We start from the raw sequence: 26,865 nt of genomic DNA, 5'->3' as shown, positions 1-26,865 counted from the left end.
GATTTACTGTATGCATAAACAGTATTTGAGTATTGCCAGATGTCCAGCCCCTATCCGGTTCGTGGCCGCGGTACTGCCAGCAACCCGCATAATCGCTTCGCGCCCAGCCAGTCCGTGGCCGAGGACGACGGCTGGTATCAGGAAGTGCCACTGACCCAAGGCACTCAGGTTACCAGCGAGACCGCCAAAAGCATCATTACCCGCAACAGCTCGCCGGATATTCCCTTTGATCGCTCGATCAACCCTTACCGGGGCTGCGAACATGGCTGCATCTATTGTTTCGCCAGGCCCAGCCATGCCTACTGGGACATGTCGCCGGGGCTTGATTTCGAAACAAAGCTGATCGCCAAGACCAACGCAGCGGCGCTGTTGGAGCAACAGCTCTCCAAACCAGGCTACCGCTGTGCGCCCATTACGTTAGGGGCCAATACCGACCCGTATCAGCCTATCGAACGTGAATACCGCATTACTCGCGCCACGCTTGAGGTGTTGTTGCGCTATCGGCACCCGGTCAGCATCATTACCAAGGGCTCGCTGATCCTGCGCGACCTGGACCTGCTCGCAGAGATGGCCAGACGTCGGCTGGTGTCAGTATTCATCAGCCTGACTACACTGGATGACGAGCTCAAATGCATCCTCGAACCCAGGGCGGCAGCGCCCAAGGCTCGCTTGCGGGCCATTCGGGTGTTGCGTCAGGCGGGCGTTCCCGTCGGGGTGCTGTGCGCACCCATGATTCCGATGATCAATGACAGCGAACTGGAGGCGCTGCTGAGCGAGGCGAAAGCGGCAGGCGCGCTAAGCGCAAGTTACGTGATGCTGCGCCTGCCGCTGGAGGTCGCGCCGCTGTTCGACGAATGGCTGAAGACGCACTACCCGCAACGCGCCGAACATGTGATGAGCCTGATTCGTCAAAGCCGCGGCGGAGCGCTGTACGACAGTCAGTTTGGCTCAAGGATGCGCGGTGAAGGACCGTTTGCCGATCTACTGGCTCAACGCTATGCCTTGGCAATCAAACGGCTTGGATTGAACAAACGTGGCGGTTTCGCACTCGATTGCGATGCTTTTTGTCCGCCAGGAGGACAAATGTCACTGCTGTGACGAACTTGGTACTATCGTGCAAACCCTCGTCCCAGAGCCATCGCATTCAGTTTCGCTTAAGCTTGGGCGATTAGTCTGTAACTCGGAGTGTCACCAGCGATAGCGCTCAAGGGATTTGTTCGTGATGCCATTTACAGGGATCACATCCGGCTCTGGTCAAACAGGCATGAAGAATCCACATCAATCCGTCAGAGAGGATGAAGACATGACAGACATCGGTAAACAGCATTCGGCTACGTCGTCCAGCACATCAAGCCATTCAGACAGCGCCGACGTAGCGTTGAAACATATTGTCGATGGCTTTGTACATTTTCGTAACGAGGTCTTCCCCCAGCAGGAAGAACTGTTCAAGAAGCTGGCGACCGCCCAGTCGCCACGGGCCATGTTCATCACCTGCGCCGACTCGCGCATCGTGCCTGAACTGATTACCCAAAGCTCGCCAGGCGACCTGTTCGTGACGCGTAACGTCGGTAACGTTGTGCCTCCGTATGGCCAGATGAACGGTGGTGTGTCCACAGCTCTGGAGTACGCAGTTGTCGCGCTGGGCGTGCAACACATCATTGTCTGCGGACATTCCGACTGCGGCGCCATGCGTGCAGTGCTCAACCCTGACAGCCTGGACAAGATGCCTACGGTAAAGGCCTGGTTGCGGCATGCCGAGGTCGCCCGCACAGTGGTCGAGCAGAACTGCAGTTGCAGCGGCGAGCTGGAAACCATGCAGGTCCTGACTCAGGAAAACGTGATTTCCCAGTTGCATCACCTGCGTACCCACCCTTCGGTCGCAGCGAAAATGGCCAGCGGCCAATTGTTCATCCATGGCTGGGTCTACAGCATCGAAACCAGCGAAATCCTGGCTTATGACGCCGAGCTCGATCGTTTCATACCGCTCGACGGTTCGGGACCGACGCCGATGGCTTCACCGAAAGCACGCTTTTCAGCCGACTGATCACCAGTCCGACTGACGGCAAGCCCTTCTATATCAGCTGATGGCGGCTGCGCAGGATGCGCGTCGCCCGTCTTGCCTCGTCTGAAGAATCCCGGAGAAGCGTCATGGGTATTACAGCATTGAAAACCGCTTTACCACGGGAGCTGCTCGCTTCCGTGGTCGTGTTTCTGGTCGCCCTGCCGCTGTGCATGGGGATCGCCATTGCATCCGGCATGCCTCCGGCCAAAGGTCTGATCACCGGCATCGTGGGCGGGCTGATAGTCGGCTGGATAGCCGGTTCGCCGTTGCAGGTCAGCGGTCCCGCAGCCGGTCTGGCAGTACTGGTTTTTGAAGTGGTACGCGAGCACGGCATGGCCATGCTGGGTCCTATTCTGGTACTCGCCGGGTTGCTTCAGCTGCTGGCAGGTCGATTCAAGCTTGGCTGCTGGTTCCGGGTCACGGCACCTGCGGTGGTCTATGGCATGCTCGCCGGTATCGGCGTGTTGATCGTACTGTCACAGGCACACGTGATGTTCGACAGCGGTCCCAAACCTTCCGGGCTGGACAATCTGATCGCCTTCCCTTCCACACTGATCCAGGCCTTCGGACCAGGCACCGGCATGCAGGCCGGTATGCTCGGCCTGGGCACCATGCTGATCATGTGGGGCTGGGAAAAACTTCGTCCGCAGTCTTTGCGCTTCGTACCCGGCGCGCTGCTGGGCGTGGGTATCGCAACCGGCATCAGCCTGTTCATGGCCTTGCAGGTCAAGCGTGTCGAAGTGCCTGACAACCTGGCCGACGCCATCGACTGGCTGCGTCCGACCGACCTGATGAATCTGGCCGACCCGGCCATTCTGGTTGCCGCTATCGTCGTAGCATTCATTGCCAGTGCCGAAACCCTGCTTTCCGCCTCGGCGGTTGACCGCATGCACAGTGGCCAGCGTTCGGACTTCGACAAGGAACTCAGCGCGCAAGGCGTGGGCAATATGCTCTGCGGCGTGCTCGGTGCATTGCCGATGACTGGCGTTATCGTGCGCAGCTCGGCCAATGTCCAGGCCGGTGCCACCACGCGCTTCTCGACGATCTTCCACGGTCTGTGGCTGCTGGCGTTCGTGTTGCTGCTGTCGAGCGTACTGCAGAGCATTCCGGTCGCGAGTCTGGCTGGTGTGCTGGTCTACACCGGCCTGAAGCTGGTCGATCTGAAGGCATTTCGTGGTCTGGGCCGCTATGGCCGGATGCCGATGTTCACGTATGCGGCGACTGCCGTGGCGATCATCTTCACCGACCTGCTGACCGGTGTACTGGTCGGGTTCGGTCTGACCCTGGTGAAGCTGGCGTTCAAGGCTTCGCGCCTGAAGATCAACGTGGTCGAACTGGCGGGCGAGAAGGAATTCGAGCTGCGTCTGGTCGGTGCCGCGACGTTCCTCAAGGTGCCTGCGCTGACTCAGGCTCTGGGCACCATCCCGCAGGGCAGTACCGTGCATGTGCCGCTGGGCAATCTGTCCTACATAGACCACTCGTGCCTGGAACTGCTGGAAGAGTGGGGACGTTCCAATGCCGCTCATGGCACCCGACTGCTCATTGAGCCGCATGGGTTGAAGCGTCGTCTTGAAGGGCGGATCTACACAACAACGGGTATAGGCTCGGGCGCCGCCTGATAGTCAAAGCGTTGGGGCTGAAGCCTGGAATGACGATAGGAGCCGGATGGGTCTTCGCGTAGCAGCGGAGCGATATCCGGCTCCTTCCATTGCGGGCGAAGACATTGATTCGGGCCTCTGAATCAGATGACGGAGCGTTCCAGCTCCAGGCCGATACCCAATTGTCGTGACAGGCTTGGCCAGCGCTTCCACGCTGCACCTGTATCAGGACTGGTCAGTTTTTCGCGGTAGGCCTCGACAGAGTCCAGCGCGAAACTTTCATCATCAAGCAGCTTGTCGACGGCATGGTGAACCGCCTCGTCCAGCTGGTTGGCAAATTGCTCGCCGATCAACTGGTGGGCAATCACGCTGGCAACCGTGGTATTTGACGGTATCAGCGGCTGACCAAAATGCTTGATGTACAGATCGTTCACCTCCTCGACCAGTCTGTGTGCCAGATAGGCCTCGTCCAGCAGGCTTTCCAGCCCTTCATGTCCGTCCATGATGGAAGGGGGTGCTGCGAAAAAATGCTCTGCGATTTTCAGTACCGGTTTAATCTGCCCTTCGATACCGGCTTCTACGGCGACCTCGTGAGCAGCGTCCAGCAGGTCGGGGACCAAGTCGATGTAAGCAGTGACGAAACGCGTCAACACGTCCTTCGCGTCGACATCCGGGAGGTGAATGGCGGGATGAAGATGTGGGAGCTTTTGTTCCAACTGTTGCAGCAAGTGGCCGGTCTCGGCTTCATGTTGATGGGCTAGTTGTATCTGCTCGCGCAATGCGGCGGTGTTCATGGCAGTGGGGACTCCTGAGGGCATTAAACCCCGTGGTTCGGTTATGGAAAGTCATACGTTAGCTCGGTTAACTAAATGCCTAAGACATTTTTGCTATAACCGAAACGCATTTATATGCATTGGCTATATCAAAGCGCTTTTTGCTCAGTTTCTGACCATTTGCCTACATTGGCGCATAAATACGGCACCTTACGCTGATGTAAGCAGGCTACTCTGAAGCCGCCCGCAGCCCTTTCGACACGCTGTCTGACATAAAAAGTGAGCCCGGCATGACTCAGCCTCTTTTATCCAAGCGGCTTGCTCTGCGTTTGATCTGTTTGCTGGTGATCATGTTCATCTGCGGATTTGCATTGCCGTCGCTCTATGCTTTGCTGACCGGGTATGACAGAAACCGCGACCAGGACGCTTCGCGGCAGATCGAGGTGCAGTTCACCGCGACAAACTCTGCCGGGATGGTCTGGGCGTTCTACCCGCGCGCCAGCCAGATGCAAATCAACCCTGGTGCGGTCAACGAGATGATTTTCGTGGCGCAGAACCCTACTGACAAACCGATGAAAGCCCAGGCTGTACCGGGCATTTCGCCGGGGAAGGCGGCAGAGTGGTTTCACAAGACCGAATGTTTCTGCTTCACCCAACAGACCTTACAGCCGGGTGAGCGTATCGAGATGCCCGTGCGCTTCATCGTTGATCGCGACCTGCCCGCAGAGGTGAAACGCCTGACGCTGGCCTATACGCTGTTCGATGTCACTGCGCCCTAGGCGCTCGAAGCCATATAGGCCATCATCCCTGGCCGCATGCCGATCACTACTCGCGTTGATGCCATGACCACCCGTACCCAGAAAACAGTTTTTATCGCTGCCGCCATTGTTGCCCTCGTTCTGGGCGTGATCCTCAGCCAGTTGCTGCCGGGCAGCGGGTCAGAGGATCAGGCGGCACTTAACGATGCAGGTATTGTGCTGCTACCGAAAAGTCGCCCGTTGCCAGCCTTGAGCATGTCGGACCAGAACGGCGCAGCGGTGGCCCTTGATGGCTTGAAAGGCAAATGGACGCTGATGTTTTTCGGCTACACCTTCTGCCCGGACATCTGCCCCACTACCCTGGCGCAGATAAAGCAGATCAGGACCGAGCTGCCTGAAAAGGTGGTCGAGCGCATGCGTGTGGTGCTAGTCAGCGTCGACCCTGACCGCGACACGCCGCAGCAGCTCAAGCAATACCTGGGTTATTTCGACAAGCAGTACATCGGCCTCACGGCACCTGTCGCTGATATCCAGAAGCTGGCCAACGCAGTGAGCATCCCGTTCATTCCGGCCGATACCAGAAAACCGAACTACTTTGTCGACCACAGCGGCAACCTGGCTTTGATCGGGCCGGACGGCACCCAGCGAGGCTTTATCCGCGCGCCGCTGAACAACCAGAAGCTGGTGAAGCAATTGCCTGGGTTGCTGGAGAGGGATTAGTCAGTGCACTGACACGAAGTCGCCGAGGACGCGGAGCGTCCTGAAGGGCGCTACCACGCGGTAGGGTTGTGTCTGGCGCGGGAATGCAGCCCCCAATGCTCTGCGTCGCAAGGGACACAGAGCATAGGCTCGAGAACCACAAGGTGCGATCAGATCAGAACGCCGGAACCACAGCGCCTTTGTATTTCTCGGCCAGGAAGGTTTTCACTTCAGGACTCTGCAGGGCCGCTACCAGCTTTTTCATCGCGTCTGAATCCTTGTTGTCCGGGCGGGCAACCAGAATGTTCGCGTATGGCGAATCGGCACCTTCGATGATCAGTGCGTCCTTGGTCGGCTCAAGCTTGGCGCTCAAGGCATAATTGGTATTGATCAGCGCCAGATCGACCTGAGTCAGTACGCGCGGCAACGTAGCTGCTTCCAGCTCACGGAACTTGAGGTCTTTCGGGTTATTCACGACATCCGAAGGCTTGGACAGGATATTGGTCGGATCCTTCAAGGTAATCAGACCTGCCTTGGCCAGCAGCAGCAAGGCACGGCCTTCATTGGTGGCGTCGTTTGGCAGGGCGACGTTGGCACCGTTGGGCAGTTCTTCCATCGTCTTGAACTTGTCCGAGTACGCGCCGAACGGCTCTACGTGAACCTTGGCCACTGCGACCAGATCTGTGCCCTTGCCCTTGTTGAACTCATCCAGATACGGCTGGTGCTGGAAGAAGTTCGCGTCCATACGGTTCTGCGACACCTGTACGTTCGGCTGGATGTAGTCGTTGAACACCTTGATGTTCAAGTCCACGCCTTCTTTGGCCAGCGTCGGTTTGACGAACTCGAGAATCTCGGCGTGCGGCACGGCAGAGGCCGCGACGGTCAGGGTTTCGTTGGCCTGCGCGGACAAGGCAGTAACAGCGGCGAATATGGCCAATAGTTTTTTCATGCAACAACTCCTTTGGGCCCGCACAGGCGGGCCGATACCAACGGTTCGATCAACGATGTGTGAAATGCGCGACCAGTCTGTCGCCGATGGTTTGCAGAATCTGCACCAGCACCAGCAACAATACGACCGTCACGAACATCACATCGTTCTGGAAGCGTTGATAACCATATCGGATGGCCAGATCGCCCAGCCCGCCAGCACCCACGGCACCGGCCATGGCGGTGAACGACACCAGCGCAATGGCGGTAACAGTGATTGCAGCCAGAATGCCGGGGCGCGCTTCAGGCAGCAGCGCCTTGACGATGATCTGCCGAGTCGTCGCGCCCATGGCCTGCGTGGCTTCGATGATGCCGCGATCCACTTCGCGCAATGCTGTCTCTACCAGACGCGCAAAGAACGGCGTGGCGCCAGCGATCAGCGGCGGCAACGTGCCGAGAATGCCCAGTGACGTGCCGGTAATGATTTCGGTGAGCGGCATCATCACGATCAGCAGGATGATGAACGGCAACGCACGCAGCATGTTCACAATCAACCCGACCGTGGCGTACAGCTGCTTGTGTTCCAGCAACTGCCGCGGCGAAGTGAGGAACATCAGCACACCCAGCGGCAGGCCAAGCAGGATGGTGAAGCCCAGCGAAACACCGAGCATGATCAACGTGTCGCCGGTGGCGACCCAGATCTCGTACCAGTCGACATTGGAAAACAGGTTCAGAAAAGCGTCCATCAGCGCAGCACCTCCATATGAACGTCGGCGGCGGTGAAGCGCGCAAAAGCAGCGTCCATATCGCCGCCGGTGATGGCCAGCGTCAACTGCCCGTAAGGGGTGTCCTTGATGCGGTCGATGCGTCCGGCAAGGATGCTGTAGTCGACGCCGGTTTCGCGGGCCACGGTGCCCAGCAGAGGCGCATACGTCGCATCGCCCTGAAAGGTCAGGCGCACGATACGGCCTTGAACATGAGCGAAATCGTCACGCTGTTCATTTTCATCGATCTGGTCATCTTCCTGCACAAAACGCTTGGTCGTCGGGTGCTGCGGATGCAGAAACACATCGGCAACCTTGCCTTGCTCGACAATCACGCCAGCGTCCATGACCGCCACCTGGTCACAGACGCGACGAATCACGTCCATTTCATGGGTGATGAGCACGATGGTCAGCTTCAGTTCGCGATTGATCTCGGCCAACAATTGCAAAACCGACGCAGTGGTCTGCGGGTCCAGCGCGCTGGTGGCTTCATCGCACAGCAGGATTTTCGGCTTGGTGGCCAGGGCGCGGGCGATGCCGACGCGCTGCTTTTGGCCGCCGGACAATTGCGCCGGGTATTTTTTCGCATGATCGGACAATCCAACCCGCTCCAACAGCTCAGCCACGCGCTGGTCGATCTGCTTGCGGGGCATGTCACCCGCCAGCGTCAGCGGCATCGCAACATTGTCGGCCACGGTTTTGGAGGCCAGCAGATTGAAGTGCTGGAAGATCATCCCGACTTGTTGGCGGAAGCGGCGCAGGCCATTGGCATCAAGCGCCGTGACGTCTTCACCGTCAACCACGATCTGTCCACCGCTCGGGGTCTCCAGACGGTTGATCAGGCGCAGCAAGGTACTTTTGCCAGCGCCGGAATGGCCGATGATGCCGAACACCTGGCCGCCGTCGACGCGCAGGCTGGTAGGGTGCAGGGCCGGTATTTCCTTGCCTGCCACCCGATAGGTTTTGTGGACGTTATGAAACTCGATCACGGAGCGAACCTTGTGGGGCGCGTTAAAAAATCAGCGCAGTGGCAGGACGCCACCTGCTTCGTTACCTCGGCCGGGTAAAGCCGGGCGCGCATTTTAGCCTGTCCGGCCCGCTGTGCTTAGCATTTATTTGCAGGCTGCCCTGCGCAACGGGCATAACGCGACCGTTGGTAAAGATGTGCGACAAATAAAGGGAACGGCTGTTTTAGGCCTCGGTCACTTCTTGGATACCGTGATTTCCCGCTTACGCCAGGGAAGTCGTATTCAGCGAACCCAACTCAATGATTGGGGCGAGATAAGGAGTCTCTGATGGCTAGCAAGAACGCACCACCTGTAACCGCAACGCCCAAGAGCGAATTGGCAGGTACCGACACCCTGGACCGTGGCAATACCAACGACAAGCTGGAAAGCCTTGAGCAGTTCCGCTCGGACGCGACCCAGCAGGCACTGCGCACCAATCACGGTGTCAAGATTTCCGATAACCAGAACACACTGAAAGTCGGCAGCCGCGGCCCATCGCTGCTCGAAGACTTCATCATGCGTGAAAAGATCACGCACTTTGACCATGAGCGTATTCCGGAGCGTATCGTTCACGCCCGCGGCACCGCGGCACATGGTTATTTCCAGACCTATGAAGACCATGGCGCGCTGAGTAAAGCAGGCTTCCTGCGTGATCCGGGCAAGAAGACCCCGGTGTTCGTGCGCTTCTCTACCGTTCAGGGCCCGCGCGGCTCGGGCGATACCGTGCGCGACGTGCGTGGCTTTGCGGTCAAGCTCTACACCGAAGAAGGCAACTTCGATCTGGTCGGCAACAACATGCCGATCTTTTTCATTCAGGACGCCATCAAGTTTCCTGACTTCGTGCACGCGGTAAAACCAGAGCCGCATAACGAAATCCCGACCGGGGGCTCGGCTCACGACACCTTCTGGGACTTCGTTTCGCTGGTGCCGGAATCTGCACACATGGTGCTGTGGACCATGTCCGACCGTGCCATTCCGAAAAGCCTGCGCACCATGCAGGGCTTTGGTATCCACACCTTCCGCTTTATCAACACCGAAGGTAAGTCGAGCTTCGTGAAGTTTCACTGGAAGCCCAAGTTCGGCGTGTGCTCGCTGGTCTGGGACGAAGCGCAGAAGCTCGCTGGCAAGGACACCGATTTCCACCGCCGCGACCTGTGGGAATCCATCGAGATGGGCGACTACCCGGAATGGGAACTGGGCGTGCAGATCGTTGCCGAGGAAGACGAGCACAAGTTCGACTTCGACCTGCTCGATCCGACCAAGATCATTCCCGAAGAACTGGTACCGGTCACTCCGCTGGGCAAGATGGTCTTGAACCGTAACCCGGACAATTATTTCGCCGAGACCGAGCAGGTTGCCTTCTGCCCGGGCCACATCGTGCCAGGTATCGACTTCTCCAATGACCCGCTGCTGCAAGGTCGCCTGTTCTCCTACACCGACACGCAGATCAGCCGCCTTGGTGGGCCGAACTTCCACGAAATCCCGATCAACCGTCCGATTGCGCCTAACCATAACGGTCAGCGCGATGCGCAGCACCGCACCACCATCGACAAGGGCCGCGCTTCTTACGAGCCGAACTCGATCGATGGCGGCTGGCCGAAAGAAACCCCTGCCGGCCCGGTAGATGGCGGCTTCGAGACCTACCCTGAGCGCGTTGAAGCGCACAAGGTTCGTGAGCGCAGCGAATCGTTTGGCGACCACTTCTCGCAGGCCACCCTGTTCTTCCAGAGCATGAGCCATCACGAGAAAGAGCACATCATCGCGGCCTATAGCTTCGAGTTGGGCAAGGTCGAGCGCGAGTACATTCGTGCCCGTCAGGTCGACGAGATTCTGGCCAATATCGACCTGGAACTGGCCAGCCGCGTAGCCGCCAATCTGGGCTTGCCAGCACCGACTGCCGGGACCGTGCCAGTGCGCCAGACTTCGGTAAAAGAGTCGCCGGCGCTGAGCCAGGTCAACCTGCTTTCTGGCGATATCGTTTCACGCAAGGTTGCCATTCTTGTGGCAGACGGCGTGGACGGCAAAGCGGTCGAAGCCATGAAAGCTGCACTGACTGCCGAAGGTGCACACGCCAAGGTATTGGGCCCGACCTCCGCACCGGTCAAGACCGCTGACGGCCAGAGCCTGCCAGTGGACGCATCGGCTGAAGGCCTGCCTTCGGTAGCGTTCGACGCAGTCTTCGTGCCGGGTGGCAAGGCTTCGATCGAAGCGCTGAAAGGCGACGGCGTGGCACTGCACTTCATCCTGGAAGCCTACAAGCACCTCAAGGCTATCTCCTTTGCCGGGGAGGCCAAGGAGCTGTTGAGCCTGCTACGCCTGGAAGAAGATGCGGGCCTGCTGGAGGTATCCGATAGCAAATCGTTCAAAGCGTTCTTCAACGCGATTGCTCAGCACCGTGTATGGGATCGTGAAGTGAAAGCCAAGGCCGTTCCGGCTTGATCTGACGTGCTAGATCGCTCCCGCGCTCCGGCGTGGGAGCGCCTTTCTGAACCTTCTCGCCCCCCCACATAGACTCCCCAACACTTCTCGTTCCTCACGTTCCGCGTGGGAATGCAGTTCTGGACGCTCTGCGTCCGCTTTGAAGGATCGACTCAGGACTTCGCTGGCGTCAGGATGATCTGCGCTTTTTCATTGCGCTCGATCTGGCGACGCAATTGCAGCTCGAAATCCGGATTGGCCTTGACCACCCGTTTGGTCAGCAACGTGGCCAGCCACGGATAGTCTTCGGTGCGCGGCACCACCAGCAGCACTTCACAGTTGAACGCTACGGTATCCGCTGCGATATCGTCCAGTTGACGACGCAATGCACGCATATCGCCGATCTTGAGTTCAATTGTCGTGCTTTCTGCCGACGGATCGATGAGCTTGGCAACCCTTCTGGCTTCGGCCGCCTTCAAATCAGCTTCGGCTTTCTCCAGCTCGGCCTTGCGCGCATGAGCGATAGCGCCGTTGACGCCACTGGTCAGTGCCGGTGCCTTGGGCATCAGCGCGCGCGCACGAGTGAGTGCGTTGGCCGCCGCATTCATATCACCCTTTTGCAGGCTGATCTGGCTGCGACTCAGATAGGCTTCGGCCAGACGACGCTGAAAAGGCTCGAGGCGGATATCGGCAGGATTGGCGGCCTGCAACGCGGCCAGTTGATCCTCGGCCGTCGCCAGCTCATTGCTGACGATGTTCTGCTCAAGCTGAGCGAACGCGTCAGGCTGAACGTCGGAGGCAGGCGTCTCGGCAGTGGGCGCACTCTGGCAGGCACCCAGCAGGATGGAAAATGCGACAAGCAGCAGATAGCGTGGGGCGAACGGCTTCATTCCTGCGATTCTCTAGTTTGCGCAAAAAACGAGCAAGTCTACACCGCTCGCCTGGGTAGAACAAAGCTGAGCAAAAACAACGCTGCAGCGGATACCACTATAGACGGTCCTGCCGGGGTGTCCTTGAACCATGACAATGATAGCCCGACACACACGGCTATCACGCCTAACAGGCTTGCACCCAGCGCCATCTGCTCCGGCGAGCGGGCGTGACGCTGCGCCGCAGCGGCGGGAATGATCAGCAGCGACGTGATCAGCAGAACGCCGACGATCTTCATCGCCACAGCGATCACCACGGCGATCAGCAGCATCAGCGCCATGCGCAATGCCGCGACGGGCAGGCCTTCGACCCGCGCCAGCTCTTCATGCACGGTGATTGCCAGCAGCGGGCGCCACAGCGCAACAATCAATACCAGCACCAGCGCGCTGCCGCCCAGGATCCAGGTCAGATCAGCCGGGCTGATGGCAAGCAGGTCGCCAAACAGATAAGCCATCAGGTCGATACGCACTTCATGCATGAAGCTGAGCACCACCAGGCCGAGCGACAGCGTGCTCGGTGCGAGGATCCCCAGCAGCGTGTCCGAGGCCAGCGGCTGGCGCTGTTGCAGCGTGACCAGCAGCACCGCCAGCAGAAGGCAGCCGACCGTCACTGCAATGGTCGGGCTGATATCCAGCAGGAAGCCAAGCGCCACACCGAGCAATGCTGCGTGGGAAAGCGTATCGCCGAAGTACGCCATGCGCCGCCAGACCACGAACGACCCCAGCGGGCCTGCGACGACAGCCAGAGCAACGCCTGCGAGCAAGGCATACAATAAAAAATCAGCCATGCTTGCAGTGGTCTCCGTGAACATGAGTGTGAGTATGTGAGGAAGTCGCCGGGGCATCATTCACCACAGCGCCATGCAGATCGTGGGCGTGGTCGTGATGGTGGTGATAGATCGCCAGGCTTTGCGCGTTTTTGCCGAACAGCTCGACAAACGCCGGATCATGGCTGACCTGCTCGGGATGCCCGGAGCAGCAAACATGGCGGTTCAGACAGACCACCTGATCGGTCGTGCTCATGACCAGATGCAAATCGTGAGACACCATCAGCACGCCGCACTGGTGGCGGTCGCGCAACCGGGTAATAAGGCCGTACAGCTCGGCCTGACCTGCCACGTCGACACCTTGCACCGGCTCATCGAGCACCAGCAATTCAGGCTTGCGCAACAAGGCTCGGGCCAGCAAAACGCGCTGCATCTCGCCACCGGAAATACCTTGAATCGGGCTATCGATGACCTTCTCGGCCCCGACTTCTTCCAGGGCAGACTCTGCAGCCATGCGGTCCACACCGGGCACCAGACGCAAAAAGCGCAGCACCGACAGCGGCAGCGTCTGATCCACATGCAATTTTTGCGGCATGTAACCGACACGCAGCTTCGGCTTGCGCCAGACGGTTCCGGAGTCGGGCTTGAGCAGCCCCAGCACTGCACGCACCAGCGTGGTCTTGCCAGCGCCGTTAGGGCCGATCAGCGTAACGATTTCGCCGGGCTTGACGCTCAACTGGATGTTGTCCAGAACGCTTTGCCCGGACAGCGTTACAGCGACCTGCTCCAGACGTATTAAGGCATCAGTCATCAAGCCGCCTTGCAGCCGGCGCATACACCCACGATCTCGACCGTCTGGCCTTCGACCGCGAAGCCAACGCCTGCAGCGGCATCGATAACGGCATTGCTGATGGCCGGGTGCTGCAGCTCGATCGCCGCGTGACACAGGCGGCAAATCAGAAACTGCCCCTGATGCGCATGAGTGGGGTGATTGCAGCCGGTGAACGCGTTGAGTGAGGCTATGCGGTGCACCAGACCGTTTTCCAGCAGGAAATCCAGTGCACGATAAACGGTTGGCGGCGCAGCGCGACGACCGTCTTCATCACTCAGCACCGCGAGGATGTCGTAGGCACCCAGCGGCTTGTGGCTTTGCCAGACCAGTTCCAGCACGCGACGGCGCAAGGTGGTCAGGCGCAGACCCTGTTTGGCGCACAGCGCATCGGCTTCAGCGAGGGCCGAATGCACGCAGTGAGAGTGGTCATGGGGGCGACTGGCCAGGGGAGTATTGGGCATGAGCAGCGACGATATTGGCTAGAGACGTTATTATGTTACCTGTTCCTGGCTTATATGAGTGATTCGAGTGCGCCGTCTTTTAAATCTTGTTGCTGTTTTGTGGGTCAGTCTGCTGGTCATTTCCCCTGTTCAGGCCGAGGTCCGGGTGCTGACCAGTATCAAGCCATTGCAGCTGATTGCAGCGGCTGTGCAGGATGGCGTTGGTACACCGGAAGTGCTTCTGCCACCGGGTGCCTCACCGCATAACTACGCGCTGCGCCCATCCGACGTACGGCGTGTACAGGAAGTCGAGTTGCTCTACTGGATCGGCCCGGACATGGAAACCTTCCTGCCGCGCGTCCTTCAGGGCCGCAAACTGCCTGCGGTTGCCGTGCAGTCGCTGCCCGGCATGCACTTGCGCCACTTCGGCCAGGACAATGCCTCGCATGATGACCACGAACATGATCACGACAACGATTCAGACGAACATGATCATGATCACCGGCCCGGCAGCCTGGATTCACACCTGTGGCTGTCGACCGTCAATGCTCGGGTGATTGCCGCGAAAATGGCCACAGACCTGAGCGCTGCCGACCCTGCCAATGCAGCTCGTTATGCGAGTAACGCTGCCGCATTCAGCAAACGCCTTGACGCGCTGGATGCTCGTATCAAGGGTCGGGTCAGTGCAGTGGCAGGCAAGCCTTACTTCGTCTTCCACGAGGCCTTCGATTATTTCGAAGAGGCCTATGGGCTCAAACACGCCGGGGTATTCGCCATCGCCGCCGAGATCCAGCCCGGTGCACAGCATGTCGCCGCCATGCGTGAACGCCTGAAGGCTGCGGGCAAGACCTGCGTATTCAGTGAACCGCCACTACGCCCGCGCCTGGCTGAAACCTTGAGCGCAGGCCTGCCGGTCAAGCTGGCGGAGCTGGATGGACTGGGCGGCTACACCCCGGCCACCGCGCAGGGTTACGAGCAGGTATTGCAGAAGCTGGCTGATGACCTGGCAGGTTGCCTGAGCAGTCTCTGACTGCCACCGCCCACATCGCAGCACTGCTGTGTGACGCTGAGCGTCACGAACTGCATTCCCACGCTGGAGCGTGAGGAACGATAGTCGTCAGGTATAACACTATCGTGCCCATGCTCCGCGTGGGCATGCCGGCCTGGACGCTTCGCGTCCTCTTGCGACGCGGAGCGTCACGCACTGCATTCCCACGCGGAGCATGAGAACGAGAGTCAACCGTCCGACTGGCTCAGACGCGCGGAGACAGGTCTGGTCTCAGAGCGCAAACGGCAACGCAATGTGCGCTTCCTGGCGCTCAGCCAGACGGCGCTCGAACTCCGCGGGATCATGAATCAGCACGTCCTGACCGGCGAAGGTTTCGGCAGCGATCAGGCGTGACAGCCAGAAACGCACGCAGGCGATGCGCAACATGGTCGTCCAGAGCTTCGACTCCGCCGCTGTGAATGGTCGCAAACCTGCATAAGCCCCCAGCAGCGCACGAGCACGGACGGCATCGAGCTGGCCGTTTTCACGCGAGCACCAGTCATTGAGGGCAATCGCCAGGTCGTAGAGCATCGGCCCGGAACAGGCGTTATAGAAGTCGATCAGCCCGGTCAGGTGCGTGCCTTCAAACAACACGTTGTCACGAAACAGGTCGGCGTGCAGGTTGGCGCGCGGCAACGCCATGATCTGTGGCTTGAGGTCTTCGATCTCTTGAAGGCTCTTTTCCAGCAAGGCTCGCTGGGTTTCGCCCAGATGCGACAGAAAATTGCGCCCCTCACTCAGCATCCAGTCCAGACCTCGATCGGTCTTGCGCTCCAGCACCTGCTCACGGGTCGCCAGATGCAGGTTGGCCAATAGCTCGCCAATCTGCACGCAGTGCTGGGTATTGGGCTCGCTGATGTGCTTGCCTGGCAAACGTGGCTGCAGAAGCGCCGGTTTGTCCGCCAATTGCCGCAGGGCCTCACCGTCGGTGGTGCGCAATGCGTACGGCACCGGCAAATCGGCATCGTGCAGCACGTCGAGCAGCTCGATGAAGAATGGCATCTCCTGCACCGGGCCGCGTTCGACCAGCGTCAGAACGAATTCGCCCTGCTCCAGACTGATGAAGTAGTTGGTGTTTTCGCTACCGGCGGCAATGCCCTGATAGTCAAGCAAACGGCCGAGCCCATAAGGGGCGAGAAATGCTTCCAGCTCGGGCCGGGCCAACGGGGTAAAAACGGACATGTCAGAACTGCCAGCAATTAAAGTGAATGTAGGTGGCTACCATTCGAATATTTTCCACTCCGGGATCAGCATGTCCGGTTGGTCCGAACGGATAAAATTGGGACTTGTACCATCGGATCGCACCAGAAAATAGGGCTTGCCGTGTTTGGGGGTAATCTTTACAGCATACAGAAAGCCGTTCTGGCGGTATTCCTGAATGGTTTTGTCCCCGTCGGTGCGGATAGTAACGTCCGGTGCAGCCGAAGGTGGGTCCTCTGCTGAAACTGCGAGCAAAGGACAAAATGCCAACAGGCCGGTCAATATCAGTCGATTTACCTTGCACATGATAACCTTGTCCCTTTGTCGTCAATGGTCCGCGCATTCTAGCGCCGGCCCCGCCGAAAAGGTTGATTCTGCTCATGACCCAAGCGCCGCTCGTCCTGATAGACGGTTCCTCTTACCTCTATCGCGCCTTCCACGCACTGCCACCACTGACCACGTCCAAAGGATTGCCGACGGGCGCCGTCAAAGGCGTGCTCAACATGCTCAAAAGCCTGCGTCGCCAGTACCCGGACAGCCCGTTTGCGGTGGTCTTCGATGCCAAGGGCGGGACTTTCCGCGACGCGCTGTATACCGATTACAAAGCCAATCGGCCCAGCATGCCGGATGACCTGCGCGTGCAGGTTGATCTGCTGCATGCTTGCGTCAAGGGCATGGGCTATCCGCTGCTATGCGTGGAAGGCGTTGAAGCAGACGACGTGATCGGCACCCTGGCGCGCAGCAGCGCAGCGGCGGACCGTCCGGTGATCATCTCCACCGGTGACAAGGACATGGCGCAACTGGTCGACGGACACATCACCCTGGTCAACACCATGACCGGCAGCGTGCTGGACGTGGCTGGCGTGAAAGAGAAGTTCGGCGTCGGCCCGGAGCACATCATCGACTACCTCGCACTGATGGGCGACAAGGTCGACAACATACCTGGCGTCCCCGGCGTCGGCGAAAAGACTGCCGTCGGCTTGCTGGTTGGCGTGGGCGGCGGAATCAAGGAGCTTTACGAACGCCTCGAAACGGTCGCGACCCTGCCTATTCGTGGGGCCAAGACCCTGGCGGCCAAGCTTGAAGAGCATCGTGCGATGGCCTTCCTGTCCTATGAACTGGCAACTATCAAGATCGACGTGCCACTGGACATCGAACTGGACCAGCTGCATTGCGGCGAGCCGGACCGCGACAAATTGATGGAGCTGTACGCCGAGCTGGAATTCAAAAGCTGGATCGAAGACCTGCAACGTGATGCCAAACGCGCCGGGCAGGAGCTGGCCGTCGAAGAGCCAACCGTCGAGGCAAAAGAAGCCGCCTATGAAGTCATTCTCGAGCAGAGCCAGTTCGACGCGTGGCTGAAGAAGCTCAACGCCGCGCCGCTGTTCGCCTTCGTGACCCAGAGCAACGGCACCGACGCCCAGCGCGCGCAACTGGTAGGTTTGTCTTTTGCCACTCAAACCCATGAAGCCGCCTACATTCCGCTGACCCACTCCTACATGGGGGTGCCGCAGCAACTGGACCGCGACACAGTACTCAAGGCGCTCAAGCCGCTGCTTGAAGACCCGGATAAAACCAAGGTCGGTCAACACGCCAAGTTCGCTATCAACCTGCTTGCCAACTGCGCGCTCGACGGCGATCAGACCCAAGGCATCGACCTGCAAGGCGTCAGGTTCGACACCATTCTGGAATCCTACGTTCTGGATTCCACTGCCACCCGCCACGACCGTGACAGCCTGGTGGCCAAGTACCTGACGCACACGCCGATCAACTTCCAGGAGATCGCCGGCAAAGGTGCCAAGCAGCTGACCTTCGACCAGATCGCCATCGAACAGGCTGGTGATTATGCTGCCGAAGAAGCCGACCTGACCCTGCGCCTGCATGAAGTCTTCGAAGCGCGTCTGGCCGCAATTCCAACCCTGCAGCCGGTCTTGAACGACATCGAGATGCCGCTGGTGCCCGTCCTGGCAGGTATCGAACGCCAGGGCGCACTGGTTGATGCCAACCTGCTGGGCATCCAGAGCGTCGAGCTGGGCGACAAGATGACCGCGCTGGAGCGCGAAGCCTTTGCCATTGCCGGTGAAGAGTTCAACCTGGGCTCGCCCAAGCAGCTCGGCGTGATTCTCTACGAAAAGCTCGGTATGCCGATCCTCAGCAAGACCGCCACCGGCCAGGCATCGACTGCCGAGGCCGTGCTGGCCGAACTCGCCGAGCAGGACTTCCCGCTGCCCAAGGTACTGATGCAATACCGCTCGATGAGCAAGCTCAAGAGCACTTACACCGACCGCCTGCCGGAGCAGATCAACCCGCGCACCGGACGCATTCACACCTCCTATCACCAGGCAGTGGCGGTGACCGGGCGCTTGTCATCCAGCGATCCGAACCTGCAGAACATCCCGATCCGTACTGCTGAAGGCCGACGCATCCGTCAGGCGTTCGTGGCCCCCAAGGGCTACAAGCTGCTGGCGGCAGACTATTCGCAGATTGAACTGCGCATCATGGCGCATCTGGCACAGGACGAAGGCTTGCTGCATGCCTTCCGCAACGACCTGGACGTTCACCGCGCGACGGCAGCGGAAGTCTTCGGCGTCGAGCTGGAAAACGTCACCACGGACATGCGCCGCAGCGCCAAAGCGATCAACTTCGGCCTGATCTACGGCATGAGCGCGTTTGGCCTGGCCAAACAGATTGGCGTGGACCGCAAGCAGTCACAGGCTTATGTCGACCGTTACTTCGCCCGCTACCCTGGCGTGCTGGATTACATGGAGCGCACACGTGCGCAGGCCGCCGAGCAGGGTTTTGTCGAGACCATTTTCGGCCGTCGCCTGTACTTGCCCGACATCAACGCCAAGAACCAATCCCTGCGCAAAGGTGCGGAACGCATGGCGATCAACGCGCCGATGCAAGGCACTGCGGCGGACATCATCAAGAAAGCCATGGTGGCCGTGAATGGCTGGCTGGAAGAATCCGGTCTGGATGCGCGGGTCATTCTGCAGGTGCATGACGAACTGGTGCTGGAGGTGCGCGAAGACCTGGTCGATCAGATCAGTGAACAGATCCGCCCACACATGAGTGGCGCAGCAGAATTGGCAGTGCCACTGCTGGTGGAAGTCGGGGTCGGCAACAACTGGGACGAGGCGCACTGATTCTGAAAGGGCGAACCTGTCAGCAGGTTCGTCAAACATTGTAGGAAATGTGAACTTTTCTTCATTGCTGGAACTTAACCGTTTGGACAGGAGTCAGAGGTCTCGATTGGTTGAAAAATCGATCGTGCTCCTAGTTGTGTTAAGTGTTGGCAGTTATCCAGATCCCACCCTAAGGTCTGGACCTTAAGCCCCGGAACTTCCCCCTCCCCATGCGAAGTCCGGGGTCTTTTTTGCCTGCGATTTACTCCGCAGGCGCCTTGTCTTCCAGTTCCATCCAGTCGGCCAGCACGGTGTAAGCCTCCTCTAGCCCCATGCGCTTGGGAGCCGAGAACAACTGGATGCTCACTGCATCGCCCCAGCCTTTGCGAATTTCGGCCTGAACCTTGAGCAGCGTGTTCTTCGCAGCGCCATAGGTCAGCTTGTCGGTCTTGGTCAGCAGAATGTGCATCGGCATGTTGCTGGCGATGGCCCAGTCCAGCATCAACAGGTCGAAATCGGTCATTGGATGACGGATATCCATCATCAGGATCAGACCCTTCAGGCTTTCGCGGCTGCCCAGATAGGCTTCAAGGTGGCGCTGCCAGTGCAGTTTGAGCGGGATAGGCACTTTGGCGTAGCCGTAGCCCGGCAAGTCGACCAGACGTCGATCTTCATCCAGCCCGAAGAAGTTCAGCAGTTGAGTGCGCCCCGGCGTCTTGGAGGTGCGCGCCAGGCTGGCATGGGTCAGCGTGTTCAGCGCGCTCGATTTGCCTGCATTGGAACGACCGGCAAAAGCGACTTCAAACCCTTCGTCGTCGGGGCATTGGTCGACCTTGGCGGCGCTGAGCATGAACGTGGCCTGTTGGCACAGACCGAGGATGGGGTTTTTGAGTTGCATGTGATTTCCGGTGAAGGCCCTGCCTGCCAAGGGAGCGGCAAGAGGTGTCGGTTTCGTTTGGATGCGTAGGCATATAATGACACACCTGCCCCCCGGCCCACACTGGCACTGTATCGGGCCGCTCTGGCTGGCGGCTGGAACATTCAGACATGACCTGCTTCACTCCTTATGCAAAAAGGCCGTCCGTGGTCGCCCATTTTTACAACCTCAGCGTTACACTAACGAACTCAGGCTTTCGCGTTCGGTCGAAACCACCGTCGCTTGAAGGCGATTCAATCTGCTCAGGAGTAAAGCATGCGTAATCTGATCATCAGCGCCGCTCTGGTTGCCGCCAGTCTGTTCGGTATGTCCGCCCAGGCTGCCACGCCCATCGAGGCAGGCAAGCAATACGTCGAGCTGGCGAGCGCTGTGCCTGTTGCCGAGCCAGGCAAGATCGAAGTCGTCGAGCTGTTCTGGTATGGCTGCCCGCACTGCTACGCGTTCGAGCCAACGATCAATCCGTGGATTGAAAAACTGCCGTCCGACGTCAAGTTCGTACGCATCCCTGCCATGTTCGGCGGCCCGTGGGATGCACACGGCCAGCTGTTCATCACCCTCGACACCATGGGCGTCGAGCACAAGGTTCACGCGGCCGTATTCGAAGCCATCCAGAAAGGCGGCAAGCGTCTGACCGACAAGAATGACATGGCTGACTTCGTCGCCACACAGGGCGTGAACAAGGAAGACTTCCTGAAAACGTTCGACTCTTTCGCAGTCAAGGGCAAGATCGCCCAGTACAAGGAACTGGCCAAGAAGTATGAGGTGACTGGCGTTCCGACCATGATCGTCAATGGCAAGTACCGCTTTGACCTGGGTTCTGCCGGCGGTCCGGAAAAGACTCTGGAAGTTGCCGATCAATTGATTGCCAAAGAGCGAGCGGCTGCTACAGCCGCCAAGTAAGCGCCCGCCATGCGCCGCTGGGGCAAGGGCAGCACCCGTATCGTTGGCCTGCATGATCCGCAGGTCAACGAACATCATCTGACGCAAAACGGCCTGCCGGAAGACGGCAGGCTGCGTTTGCTCAGTTTCAATATCCAGGTGGGTATCAGTACCCAACGCTACCACCACTACCTGACGCGCAGCTGGCAGCATCTGCTGCCACATGGCGGCAGGGCAGGCAACCTGCAGAAAATCGGCGATCTGATCAACGATTTCGATCTGGTGGCGTTGCAGGAAGTCGATGGCGGCAGCATGCGCTCCGGCTTCGTCAATCAGGTCGAGCACCTTGCTCAACTGGGTGGCTTTCCGTACTGGTATCAACAGCTCAATCGTAATCTCGGTCGCCTCGCCCAGCACAGCAATGGTGTGCTGAGTCGCTTGCGCCCGACCAAGATCGAGGATCATCCGCTGCCGGGTCCGGCCGGGCGCGGGGCAATTCTTGTCCGCTTCGGCGAAGGCGAGGATGCGCTGGTGGTGGTCATGATGCACCTGGCTCTGGGCACTCGTACCAGAACCCGGCAACTGGCTTACATTCGCGACCTGATTGGCGGTTATCGCCATCAGGTGCTGATGGGCGACATGAATACGCACGCCAATGACCTGCTGGAGCACTCGCCGCTACGCGATCTGGGCCTTTTGGCACCGCAAATCGAAGCGACCTTTCCAAGCTGGCGACCACAACGCTGCCTTGACCACATTCTGCTCAGCCCGACCCTCACGCTTGAACGCGTACAGGTACTGGCGCAGCCCATTTCCGATCACCTGCCGGTTGCTGTCGAGATTCGCCTGCCAGACTCACTGCGTGGGGACTCACTGCCTGTGCCCTCCGGTGGAAGCCTTGCATGAGCGACGACGCGGAGCGTTGGAAAGAGAAGTACCTCAAGGGAATCGAGCAACAGGACAAGCTCGAAAAGCGCTGGGATGCGCGGCTCGACTTGCTGCGCCGCGGTCTGGTGCGCAGCAGCCTGGCAGCAGAAGGCTCTGACCGCGCCGTCGATGAATGCATGAAGGAAATGCGCGAAATTGTCCGCAAGGACGATATGGACGCCGGTCTGGCAGCCTTGATTCCGCGCCTCGAAAAAGCCGTACTGGACTCCGAGCATCGCCGTGAAGTACGGGTCGGGCAAATTGGCTCGGCACTGACCGCACTGGTTGCACAACTGCAAGCGCTACCGTTGCCACGAGAGGTACGCAAGCCACTCAAGCGCTTTGCCAAGGACCTTGAAGAACGTGCATCGCAGGCGCGCGAGCTGCCTTTGCTGCTCAGCGAGTTGAGTGGTTTGCAGGGCCAGGCCCTGACCCTGCTCGAAAAGCACGAAGAGGGCCCACGCCAAGGGCTTCTGCAGCGTTTGTTCGGTTCGCGGGACGAACATGGCAATGAGCGCCCTCCCGAGGCTGCCCACCCCGAAAACGCCCCTTCTGCTCAGGAAACGCATGAGACGCACGTGCAACCTGAGGCCGCGAACGCTCAAGCGCCGATAGACGTTGCCGCAGCGGAAGTAGAAGCTGCCATTGCCCCCGACATCGTCAACCAGAAGACAAAGGACGCACACACACTGCCGCCACAGGTTTCAGAAGCCGAAACCGCTATCGTTACGGCACCTGAAACACCTGTGCCATCGCCAGCCGCAGCAGCCCTTGCTCCAGCCCTGGCCGAAACAGTCACAGAACCTGCGGTTGTCCCTGTCGAGCCGATCGATTACACCGACCTGCTGGGCCCCGTTCCTTCAGTGCCCTACCAGCAACGGCCTGTGCCAATAATCCAGGCACTGGAACAGCCGCAAGAGGATGCCGAATCAGAAACCGAAACGGTGGAAGGCGAAGAGGGTTATTCGCTGCCCTCCTCGCCAGAACCCAGCTACAGCTCGGTGGCGGCACACATCGAGGAAACCCTGCTGGGCCTGCTCGATGACCTGACCTTGTCGGAGCACTTCCGCCCGCAGGTCGAGGACATGCAGTTACGCTTGAAACATGGGCTCAACTGGTACGAACTGCTACCGATCCTCGACGATCTGGCAGTTCTGATGCTGGCAATCAACAACGGCGGCCAACAGGAATTCAGCACCTACCTCAAACAACTCAATGAGCGGCTCGAATCGTTTCAGAGCCACTTGCAGGCTGCCAGTGAAGATCATGCCGAGGATCAGTCCACAGCCCGTGACCTGAACGAACAGTTACGCGAACAGGTGGGCGGCCTGCAAATCAGCGTTCAGGACGCTTCCGACCTGACCAGTCTCAAGCAGGTGCTCGACAACCGCTTTGAAGGCTTGCTCAGCACCATGGACCACTACCAGCTCAAGCGTGACGCACGCGAGCGGGAAGTTGCCTCGCGGCTGCAAGGCCTTTCGGCCCGCGTTGCGAGCATGGAGCAGGAAGCGCTGGGTTTCAGGACTCACCTGGAAGAACAGCGCCAAAAGGCCTTGATCGACCCGCTCACCGGCCTGCCCAATCGCGCAGCCTGGGGCGAGCGCCTCGAACAGGAGATGAGCAAGTGGCAACACGAGAAAAACAGCCTGCTGGTGTGCATTCTGGACCTGGACCACTTCAAGCGCATCAATGACGGATATGGCCACCTGGCAGGCGATAAAGTGCTGAAGATCGTCGCCAACGTTTTCAGGAAACGCCTGCGCAGCGACGATTTCCTCGCCCGGTTTGGCGGCGAGGAATTTGTCATGCTGTTGCCTGCTACACCTCCCGGCACCGGTCTGACACTGCTCGACGAACTGCGCGCGGCGGTGGAGTCATGTCCGTTTCACTTCAAGGGCGAACGCGTGACGATTACCGTGTCCATTGGAGTGACGGCTTTTCGAACGGCTGAACGCAGTGACACTGCGATCAAGCGCGCCGATCAGGCGCTGTACAAGGCCAAGGAAAATGGCCGAAACAGGGTCGAACAAGGCTGACTGAAACATTTTGACCTGAACGAGCACGTCAATGCCGAAGCTATTTGCACGCATGTTGTTATGATATTGCATTTCCCGCTGACGCTGCCGATCCCATGAAACTGTATTTCTCTGCCTTTCTGCTGCTCATCCTCACTGCCTGCGCCAGTGGTCCCAGGCTGGACACCAGCCATCCATCGGTGAATTTCGATGGCCGGGTTCAGTACGTGGTCATGCATTACACCTCGACCTCGATGGAAAAATCCCTCCAGCTTCTGACCCATGGAGAGGTCAGCAGCCACTATCTGATTGGCGATGACAGCAACGCCACTATCTACAAGCTGGTCGATGAAAGCGCCCGCGCCTGGCATGCTGGCGAAAGCGAATGGGAAGGCCGTACCTGGCTTAATTCCAGCTCGATCGGCATCGAGATCGTCAACCCCGGCTTCAAGGACACACCGGCAGGCCGGTTGTGGTACCCCTACACCGAAGCACAGATCCAGTCGATCACAGTACTGCTCAAAGACATTGTCAAACGCAACAAAATCGATCCAAAACACATCATCGGCCACAGCGACATAGCGCCGACGCGCAAACAGGACCCTGGCCCGCTGTTCCCCTGGAAGCGCCTTGCTGCCGAAGGGCTCGGAATCTGGCCTGACGAACGTCTCGTTGCCCAGCATCAGGCATTGCTGGCAACCAACCTGCCAAGTATTAGCTGGTTCCAGCAACAACTGGCACGCCTGGGTTACAGCACCCCGCAGACCGGAGAGCTCGACACCGCAACGCGTCAGGTGCTGGCGGCATTCCAGATGCACTACCGCCCCGCGCGCTTCGACGGCGAACCCGATGCACAAAGCGCAGCCATCCTGCAGGTGCTTAACCGCGTCAATTAATCAGGGCACAACCTGATATTTGATGCTCTTATGAAGGGTATACAGGCAGCACTTTCAAGGCCGTGCCGTCAAAGCGGCAACGCCATATAGAACTGCGTGCCCTGCCCCGGCCTTGAATAGACCCCCATGCGCCCGCCGTGCAGCTGGACGATCTCCTTGCACAGCGCCAGCCCGAGTCCGGCACCGCCTTTTTTGCGACCGACCTGCACGAAGGGTTCGAAGATTCGTCCCTGCTGCCCGTAGGCAATGCCCTCACCGTTGTCTTCAACGCTGATGATCGCCCGCTCGCCATGGCGCCTGGCCTGCAGGCGAATCAGACCGTTCTGTGGCGTGTGCCGCAGCGCATTGTCCAGCAGGTTGTCCAGCACCCGCTCCAGCTGGGACTGATCAGCATGCAGGCGCGGCATGGGTTCCTGCATATCCAGCATCAGTACGATGTCCTGTTCAAGGGCCTTGTCCTCGAATCGCGCTCTGGCTTCTTCGAGCAAGGTTTCGATGGAGCACGGTGCCAGTTTGAGTTTCTGCAGACCGTTCTGGTAACGCGAGAAATTCAGCAGGTCATTGATGAGCTGCATAAGGCGCTGCATTTCTTCGGTGACCGTATTGAGCAGATCGGCCTCACGGGTTTCGGGGGCGAAATGCAGGCGCTCCTGGAGAAGACCGAATGCCATATGCATACCCGTGACAGGCGTACGCAGCTCATGCGACGCGCGCAGGACGAACTCACTGCGCACCCTCTCGAAAGCACGCTGTTCGGTGACGTCATGCAGCACCATCACCGCGCCGAGGATATGGCCTTTGGTATGACTGACCGGCGTCATGCTGTAGGTCAGCAGGCGCGATTCACCGTCGATTTCGATGGCCAGGTCTTCCGGAGCACGCTCCAGCGTCCCGCCACGCAGTACCAGATGCAATTGCTCATCCAGCTCAGGTCGGCCCAACGCATCTCCAAGGCTCTGCCCGAGGCGACTCTCGTCCCAGCCGAGCTGACGCTGAGCCACAGGGTTCAAGTGCTCCAGATGCCCTTGGCGGTCAATCATCAGCAGGCCATCGTCGATACTGTCGAGAACCGCTTGCAGACGCTGCTGGCCAGCCAGTAACTCATCAATATTGGTCGCCTGATGCTGACGCAGGGCTTCGGCCATGATGCCGAATCGCCGGGTCAACAGGTTCATCTCGGCGGCCGACGAAATGGGCAGCGTGACTTCGTAGTCCCCTTCTCCGATGCGATCGGCAGCCTTGGCCAGCGCCTCGATCGGCGCACCGAAACGCCGGGCGATACCGTGCGCAGTCACAAAGCCGATACACAGCACCGCCAGCCCGACCAGCCCCAGCAAGCCCGCGATCCATAGTGCACGATCACGGGAGTTGATTTCGGCGCTGCTGATGTTCTCCAGCGCCTTGCGATGTACAGCCAGCAAGCCGTTACGCAGGTTGTCGAAGCTGTCACTCAGCTGCGGTACGCCGCGTATGCCTCGCGCATCGTTGCCGTATTGCTTCCAGGTATCGATGAATTGCCGGTAATCGCCCTTGGTCTTTTCGAAACCATTGCGTACGTTTTGCTGGGTATCCTGTACCGAGCCCTCCTCCAGCAGCTCTTCAAACTGACTCTGGATTCTTTCCAGCTCAGCCTGATCGCGCTTGGCACCTGTCATCAACACCAGTTGATCACCCAGGTTCTGGCGCAGCTTCAAGCCCAGATCCAGAATGGCGAAGTTATGCTGGATCAGTGATTCCTGGGTCCGGGCCATTTGCATGACGCTGACGAGCCCCAGCAGCAGTCCGAGCAAAGCAACGGTGATCAGTGCCGAGATACTCAGAAAGAGGCGGGTGCGCAGTTTCATGGCCAGCTTCATTTGAGGCC

General features: G+C 59.1%; 24 protein-coding genes. 12 read left to right on the top strand and 12 right to left on the bottom strand.

Annotated features, from left to right (window positions below; all coding sequences use genetic code 11):
• Window positions 1-39 precede the first annotated feature (39 nt).
• The 3 genes from RYA97_RS16825 to RYA97_RS16815 all read left to right on the top strand — a co-directional run bounded on the left by RYA97_RS16825 (window position 40) and on the right by RYA97_RS16815 (window position 3,681).
• On the top strand, window positions 40-1,098 hold the full coding sequence (locus tag RYA97_RS16825; RefSeq protein WP_117140201.1) for a PA0069 family radical SAM protein: 1,059 nt from the start codon (window positions 40-42) through the stop codon (window positions 1,096-1,098).
• 205 nt (window positions 1,099-1,303) lie between these two features.
• Entirely contained in the window at window positions 1,304-2,044 is a 741-nt protein-coding gene (locus RYA97_RS16820; RefSeq protein ID WP_004655211.1) for a carbonic anhydrase, read from the top strand.
• A 104-nt stretch (window positions 2,045-2,148) separates the two neighbouring features.
• Window positions 2,149-3,681, top strand: a complete 1,533-nt coding sequence (locus tag RYA97_RS16815; RefSeq protein ID WP_004655212.1) for a SulP family inorganic anion transporter — start codon at window positions 2,149-2,151, stop codon at window positions 3,679-3,681.
• A gap of 122 nt (window positions 3,682-3,803) precedes the next feature.
• On the opposite strand, the gene RYA97_RS16810 is transcribed toward RYA97_RS16815, so the two are convergent.
• Window positions 3,804-4,454 (bottom strand): hypothetical protein, encoded by a 651-nt coding sequence (locus RYA97_RS16810; RefSeq protein ID WP_002551545.1) that lies wholly within the window; start codon window positions 4,452-4,454, stop codon window positions 3,804-3,806.
• Between the two features lie 269 nt (window positions 4,455-4,723).
• On the opposite strand from RYA97_RS16810, the gene RYA97_RS16805 reads away from it, so the two are divergent.
• Both RYA97_RS16805 and RYA97_RS16800 read left to right on the top strand, forming a co-directional pair.
• Window positions 4,724-5,212: a cytochrome c oxidase assembly protein gene (locus tag RYA97_RS16805; protein ID WP_005778543.1), complete on the top strand. Its 489-nt coding sequence runs from the start codon at window positions 4,724-4,726 to the stop codon at window positions 5,210-5,212.
• Between the two features lie 63 nt (window positions 5,213-5,275).
• Entirely contained in the window at window positions 5,276-5,911 is a 636-nt protein-coding gene (locus RYA97_RS16800) for an SCO family protein (protein ID WP_080164849.1), read from the top strand.
• Window positions 5,912-6,065: 154 nt separating this feature from the next.
• On the opposite strand, the gene RYA97_RS16795 is transcribed toward RYA97_RS16800, so the two are convergent.
• Genes RYA97_RS16795 through RYA97_RS16785 form a run of 3 tightly spaced genes read right to left on the bottom strand, consistent with a single transcriptional unit; the run spans window position 6,066 to window position 8,570 of the window.
• The gene (locus RYA97_RS16795; RefSeq protein ID WP_005744804.1) at window positions 6,066-6,839 is read right to left on the bottom strand and encodes a MetQ/NlpA family ABC transporter substrate-binding protein; all 774 of its coding nucleotides are present in this window, start codon (window positions 6,837-6,839) and stop codon (window positions 6,066-6,068) included.
• 49 nt (window positions 6,840-6,888) lie between these two features.
• Window positions 6,889-7,563, bottom strand: a complete 675-nt coding sequence (locus RYA97_RS16790) for a methionine ABC transporter permease (RefSeq protein ID WP_004666537.1) — start codon at window positions 7,561-7,563, stop codon at window positions 6,889-6,891.
• Window positions 7,563-8,570, bottom strand: a complete 1,008-nt coding sequence (locus tag RYA97_RS16785) for a methionine ABC transporter ATP-binding protein (protein ID WP_002551540.1) — start codon at window positions 8,568-8,570, stop codon at window positions 7,563-7,565. Before RYA97_RS16785 ends, RYA97_RS16790 begins: the two co-directional genes overlap by 1 nt.
• A gap of 306 nt (window positions 8,571-8,876) precedes the next feature.
• Between RYA97_RS16785 and katE the strand changes: the two genes are divergently transcribed.
• Window positions 8,877-11,027 (top strand): catalase HPII, encoded by a 2,151-nt coding sequence (gene katE, locus RYA97_RS16780; protein ID WP_005744805.1) that lies wholly within the window; start codon window positions 8,877-8,879, stop codon window positions 11,025-11,027.
• 152 nt (window positions 11,028-11,179) lie between these two features.
• Here katE and RYA97_RS16775 read toward each other — a convergent pair whose 3' ends face one another.
• Genes RYA97_RS16775 through RYA97_RS16760 form a run of 4 tightly spaced genes read right to left on the bottom strand, consistent with a single transcriptional unit; the run spans window position 11,180 to window position 13,995 of the window.
• Window positions 11,180-11,896, bottom strand: coding sequence for a PA5502 family lipoprotein (locus RYA97_RS16775; protein WP_005778540.1), 717 nt, complete (start codon window positions 11,894-11,896; stop codon window positions 11,180-11,182).
• A 38-nt stretch (window positions 11,897-11,934) separates the two neighbouring features.
• The gene (znuB, locus tag RYA97_RS16770) at window positions 11,935-12,723 is read right to left on the bottom strand and encodes a zinc ABC transporter permease subunit ZnuB (RefSeq protein WP_005731662.1); all 789 of its coding nucleotides are present in this window, start codon (window positions 12,721-12,723) and stop codon (window positions 11,935-11,937) included.
• Entirely contained in the window at window positions 12,716-13,513 is a 798-nt protein-coding gene (gene znuC, locus RYA97_RS16765) for a zinc ABC transporter ATP-binding protein ZnuC (RefSeq protein ID WP_005757620.1), read from the bottom strand. Before znuC ends, znuB begins: the two co-directional genes overlap by 8 nt.
• Window positions 13,513-13,995 (bottom strand): Fur family transcriptional regulator, encoded by a 483-nt coding sequence (locus RYA97_RS16760; protein ID WP_002551451.1) that lies wholly within the window; start codon window positions 13,993-13,995, stop codon window positions 13,513-13,515. The genes znuC and RYA97_RS16760 overlap by 1 nt, the downstream gene beginning before the upstream one ends.
• A gap of 67 nt (window positions 13,996-14,062) precedes the next feature.
• On the opposite strand from RYA97_RS16760, the gene znuA reads away from it, so the two are divergent.
• Window positions 14,063-15,004: a zinc ABC transporter substrate-binding protein ZnuA gene (gene znuA / locus RYA97_RS16755; RefSeq protein WP_005778537.1), complete on the top strand. Its 942-nt coding sequence runs from the start codon at window positions 14,063-14,065 to the stop codon at window positions 15,002-15,004.
• 249 nt (window positions 15,005-15,253) lie between these two features.
• On the opposite strand, the gene RYA97_RS16750 is transcribed toward znuA, so the two are convergent.
• The gene (locus tag RYA97_RS16750) at window positions 15,254-16,204 is read right to left on the bottom strand and encodes a homoserine kinase (RefSeq protein ID WP_057404331.1); all 951 of its coding nucleotides are present in this window, start codon (window positions 16,202-16,204) and stop codon (window positions 15,254-15,256) included.
• Between the two features lie 36 nt (window positions 16,205-16,240).
• Entirely contained in the window at window positions 16,241-16,528 is a 288-nt protein-coding gene (locus RYA97_RS16745; protein WP_004655238.1) for a DUF2782 domain-containing protein, read from the bottom strand.
• 74 nt (window positions 16,529-16,602) lie between these two features.
• Between RYA97_RS16745 and polA the strand changes: the two genes are divergently transcribed.
• The gene (polA, locus tag RYA97_RS16740) at window positions 16,603-19,368 is read left to right on the top strand and encodes a DNA polymerase I (RefSeq protein WP_010192394.1); all 2,766 of its coding nucleotides are present in this window, start codon (window positions 16,603-16,605) and stop codon (window positions 19,366-19,368) included.
• A gap of 241 nt (window positions 19,369-19,609) precedes the next feature.
• Here the strand turns inward: polA and yihA are convergent, their stop codons facing one another.
• Window positions 19,610-20,245 carry a ribosome biogenesis GTP-binding protein YihA/YsxC gene (gene yihA / locus RYA97_RS16735; RefSeq protein ID WP_057404330.1) on the bottom strand — a complete coding sequence of 212 codons (636 nt, stop codon included), beginning with the start codon at window positions 20,243-20,245 and terminating at the stop codon, window positions 19,610-19,612.
• Window positions 20,246-20,539: 294 nt separating this feature from the next.
• Here yihA and RYA97_RS16730 point away from each other — a divergent pair, with 294 nt between their 5' ends.
• From RYA97_RS16730 to RYA97_RS16715, 4 genes are all read left to right on the top strand, one after another.
• Window positions 20,540-21,184, top strand: coding sequence for a thiol:disulfide interchange protein DsbA/DsbL (locus tag RYA97_RS16730; protein WP_002555687.1), 645 nt, complete (start codon window positions 20,540-20,542; stop codon window positions 21,182-21,184).
• 9 nt (window positions 21,185-21,193) lie between these two features.
• Window positions 21,194-22,069: an endonuclease/exonuclease/phosphatase family protein gene (locus RYA97_RS16725; RefSeq protein ID WP_002555686.1), complete on the top strand. Its 876-nt coding sequence runs from the start codon at window positions 21,194-21,196 to the stop codon at window positions 22,067-22,069.
• Window positions 22,066-24,126 carry a GGDEF domain-containing protein gene (locus RYA97_RS16720; protein ID WP_117140200.1) on the top strand — a complete coding sequence of 687 codons (2,061 nt, stop codon included), beginning with the start codon at window positions 22,066-22,068 and terminating at the stop codon, window positions 24,124-24,126. Before RYA97_RS16725 ends, RYA97_RS16720 begins: the two co-directional genes overlap by 4 nt.
• 95 nt (window positions 24,127-24,221) lie before the next feature.
• Window positions 24,222-25,001 carry an N-acetylmuramoyl-L-alanine amidase gene (locus RYA97_RS16715; RefSeq protein WP_057404328.1) on the top strand — a complete coding sequence of 260 codons (780 nt, stop codon included), beginning with the start codon at window positions 24,222-24,224 and terminating at the stop codon, window positions 24,999-25,001.
• A 68-nt stretch (window positions 25,002-25,069) separates the two neighbouring features.
• Here the strand turns inward: RYA97_RS16715 and RYA97_RS16710 are convergent, their stop codons facing one another.
• Window positions 25,070-26,857, bottom strand: a complete 1,788-nt coding sequence (locus tag RYA97_RS16710; protein WP_005744815.1) for a KinB sensor domain-containing domain — start codon at window positions 26,855-26,857, stop codon at window positions 25,070-25,072.
• Between the last annotated feature and the right edge of the window lie 8 nt (window positions 26,858-26,865).

The sequence above is a fragment of the Pseudomonas syringae group sp. 26L6 genome (assembly GCF_032587815.1).
Taxonomy (GTDB): Bacteria; Pseudomonadota; Gammaproteobacteria; order Pseudomonadales; family Pseudomonadaceae; genus Aquipseudomonas; species Aquipseudomonas amygdali.
This window is presented reverse-complemented; position numbering and strand designations above follow the sequence as displayed.